Origin of the sequence: Frateuria sp. (genome assembly GCF_013362045.1) — a bacterium.
GTDB lineage: Bacteria > Pseudomonadota > Gammaproteobacteria > Xanthomonadales > Rhodanobacteraceae > Frateuria_A.
This window is the reverse complement of record NZ_JABFWW010000098.1, coordinates 1-3,316: the sequence shown is the minus strand read 5'-3', so window position 1 is coordinate 3,316 and position 3,316 is coordinate 1. Positions and strand designations below refer to the sequence as shown.

The window sequence follows — 3,316 nt, the reverse complement described above, 5'->3', positions numbered from 1 at the left end:
GCCTCGATCGCCGCGTAGGCGCAGCCGACGCTGGGATGGCCGGCGAAGGGCAGCTCCAGGCGCGGGGTGAAGATGCGCACGCGATAGTCCGCCCCCGGTCGCGTGGGGCGCAGCAGGAAGGCAGTTTCGGAGAGGTTGGTCCAGCGCGCGATGCGCTGCATCGTCGCGCCGTCCAGCGCATCGGCGCCGATCACCACCGCCAGCGGGTTGCCCTCGAGCAGGCGCGCGGCAAAGACGTCCAACTGCAGGAACTCGAAACTCGGCATGGGGGTCGTGGCCTCGGCACGGTCCAGCAGTGTAGGTGATCCCCGACAGCGCCCGGAGTGCGCCATCCCTAGAATGCGCGGGGCCCGGCCACCCCGACCGGGTCCTCAAAAAATCGAAACAGGGAGTGTCACCGCATGAACAGGATTCTTACCGCCGCTCTCGGCGCGGCGCTGGCCGTTGCGTCTGCCTCGGCCGCTGCTGCCGATACCGGCGCGTTCTTCATCAACGCCGGCGTGGGCCAGGCGCAGTACCACGTGGGCCGCACCGACGGCCTGGGCTACACGCTGGACGAGAAGGACACCGCCGGCGCGCTGCGCTTCGGCTATGCGTGGAAGGTCGGCAACGGCTTCGACCTCGGCGTCGAGGGCGGCTACACCGACCTGGGCAAGGTGGTTTCCAGGTACTACTACGCCACCACCAACTTCGCGCAGACCGCGCACGCCGACGCCAATGCCAAGGGCTGGCTGCTGGGTGGCACCGGCAGGTACAACTTCGCCGACAACTGGTTCGTGTCGGCCCGCGCAGGCTGGTTCCGTTCGACCGTCCATGCCACCGCCAACTATTCCCAGACCGGCTACGGCAGCGGCTATGCCAGCGGCAGCGCCGACGGCGACGGCTGGTATGGTGGCGTCGGCGTGGGCTACGACTTCGCGCCGAACTTCAGCATGGGCCTGAACTACGACAACTACCACGTCAAGGGCAAGACCGACGCCGGCTCGGTGACGGGCAACGTGGGCAGCTACATGCTCTCGGCCGAATACCGCTTCTAAGGCACACGAGGCTTCCGGCAACACCCGCAACGGCCGCCCCGCGCGGCCGTTGTTTTTGTCCGGCCCGGCCGGCTGCGGCACAATAGACGGCTTCTGCGCCGCGCAAGGCGGTGCGTTCGAAGCGAAAGCCGCCCATGACCACCATCAAGCAAGACGACCTGATCCAGTCCGTCGCCGACGCGCTGCAGTACATCAGCTACTACCACCCGGTCGATTACATCGCCAGCCTCGCCGCCGCCTACGAGCGCGAGGAGTCGCCCGCGGCGCGCGACGCGATGGCGCAGATCCTGATCAACTCGCGCATGGCCGCCGAAGGCCATCGTCCGCTGTGCCAGGACACCGGCATCGTCACCGTGTTCCTCAAGGTGGGCATGGGCGTGCGCTGGGACGCCACGATGAGCCTGGAGGACATGGTCAACGAGGGCGTGCGCCGCGCCTACAACCATCCGGACAACAAGCTGCGCGCCTCGGTGCTGGCCGACCCGGCGGGCAAGCGCCTGAACACGCGTGACAACACGCCGGCGGTGATCAACGTGTCGATCGTCCCGGGCGACAAGCTCGAGGTGATCGTGGCGGCCAAGGGCGGCGGCTCGGAGGCCAAGAGCAAGTTCGTGATGCTCAATCCGTCCGACTCCATCGTCGACTGGGTGCTCAAGACCGTTCCGACGATGGGCGCCGGCTGGTGCCCGCCGGGCATGCTCGGCATCGGCATCGGCGGCACCGCCGAAAAGGCGATGCTGCTGGCGAAGGAATCGCTGATGGAGCACATCGACATCCAGGAGCTGATCGCGCGCGGGCCGTCCAACCGCATCGAGGAGCTGCGCATCGAGCTGTACGAGAAGGTCAACGCGCTGGGCATCGGCGCGCAGGGCCTGGGCGGCCTGACCACCGTGCTCGACGTCAAGATCAAGGATTACCCGACCCACGCGGCCAACCTGCCGGTGGCGATGATCCCCAACTGCGCGGCAACCCGCCACGCGCACTTCACCCTGGACGGCTCCGGCCCGGTGATGCTCGATCCACCCTCGCTGGAGCATTGGCCCAAGCTCACCTACGACGCCTCCAAGGGCCGGCGCGTGAACCTCGATGCCGTCACGCGCGAGGACGTGGCGAGCTGGAAGCCGGGCGAGGTGCTGCTGCTCAACGGCAAGTTGCTGACCGGCCGCGACGCTGCGCACAAGCGCATGGTCGACATGCTCAACAAGGGCGAGCCGCTGCCGGTCGACTTCAATGGGCGCTTCATCTACTACGTCGGTCCGGTCGATCCGGTACGTGACGAGGTGGTGGGCCCGGCCGGGCCCACCACCGCCACGCGCATGGACAAGTTCACCGGGCAGGTGCTGGCGCAGACCGGCCTGCTCGGCATGGTCGGCAAGGCCGAGCGCGGGCCGGCCGCGATCGAGGCGATCAAGCAGCATCGCTCCGTCTACCTGATGGCCGTGGGCGGCGCCGCCTACCTGGTGTCCAAGGCGATCAAGGCCTCGCGCGTGGTCGGCTTCGCGGATCTGGGGATGGAGGCGATCTACGAGTTCGAGGTCAAGGACATGCCGGTCACCGTGGCGGTCGATTCGTCCGGCACCTCGGTGCACCAGACCGGGCCGAAGGAATGGCAGGCGCGCATCGGCAAGATCCCCGTGGTTGTCGAATAAAGCCGTGCGCGCAGCGCACACCCTCGCTTCCTCTCCCCTTCGGGGAGAGGATTGAGGTGAGGGGTCACGGCTTGCCGTAATCCGCCTTGCTTCCTCTCCCCTCCGGGGAGAGGACCGAGGTGAGGGGTGGGTGCTCGCGGGAAAGCCGCATCGGACGGATGCCTCATTGGCAGGACCGGGGCAAGGTTGATCCCTCACCCCCGCCCTCTCTCCACAGGGGAGAGGGAGCAAGGAGAGTTTGTGGCGTTTGGATGGCTAAACGTCCAAACATTTGCCATAAAAAATCCATTGCAATCCGATTGCCGCAGCGCAACACTGGTGCGATTGCCTTTCCCCACCACCCGCAATGGAGCCTTTGTGAACCCGCAGAACCCCGCGCCGCTGTCGGCGGACGCGCCCGTTCCAGAGAAACCCTGGATCGTGATGAAGTTCGGCGGCACGTCCGTCGCGACGCTGCCGCGCTGGCAGAACATCCGTGAGCTGATCGCCAGCCGCCGCGCCGAAGGCGCCCGCGTGCTGGTCGTCGTGTCCGCGCTCACCGGCATCACCGACGCACTGAAACAGCTGTGCGCCGAGGGCAACGGGGACAAACGCAGGCCGGCGGCCAGCGCGATCGCGCAACGCCACCAC

Annotated in this window: 4 protein-coding genes; 3 read left to right on the top strand and 1 reads right to left on the bottom strand. The window is 67.3% G+C overall.

Going from position 1 to position 3,316, the window contains the following annotated elements; all coding sequences use genetic code 11:
- A partial coding sequence (locus HOQ08_RS04810) for a PhzF family phenazine biosynthesis isomerase (RefSeq protein ID WP_291192201.1) occupies positions 1-266 on the bottom strand: 266 nt, incomplete at its 3' end.
- 135 nt (positions 267-401) lie between these two features.
- On the opposite strand from HOQ08_RS04810, the gene HOQ08_RS04805 reads away from it, so the two are divergent.
- The 3 genes from HOQ08_RS04805 to HOQ08_RS04795 all read left to right on the top strand — a co-directional run.
- On the top strand, positions 402-1,037 hold the full coding sequence (locus tag HOQ08_RS04805) for an outer membrane beta-barrel protein (RefSeq protein WP_291192199.1): 636 nt from the start codon (positions 402-404) through the stop codon (positions 1,035-1,037).
- Positions 1,038-1,171: 134 nt separating this feature from the next.
- Positions 1,172-2,686 (top strand): fumarate hydratase, encoded by a 1,515-nt coding sequence (locus HOQ08_RS04800; RefSeq protein ID WP_291192197.1) that lies wholly within the window; start codon positions 1,172-1,174, stop codon positions 2,684-2,686.
- Positions 2,687-3,109: 423 nt separating this feature from the next.
- The coding region (locus HOQ08_RS04795) for a hypothetical protein (RefSeq protein ID WP_291192203.1) at positions 3,110-3,316 on the top strand (207 nt) is incomplete at its 3' end.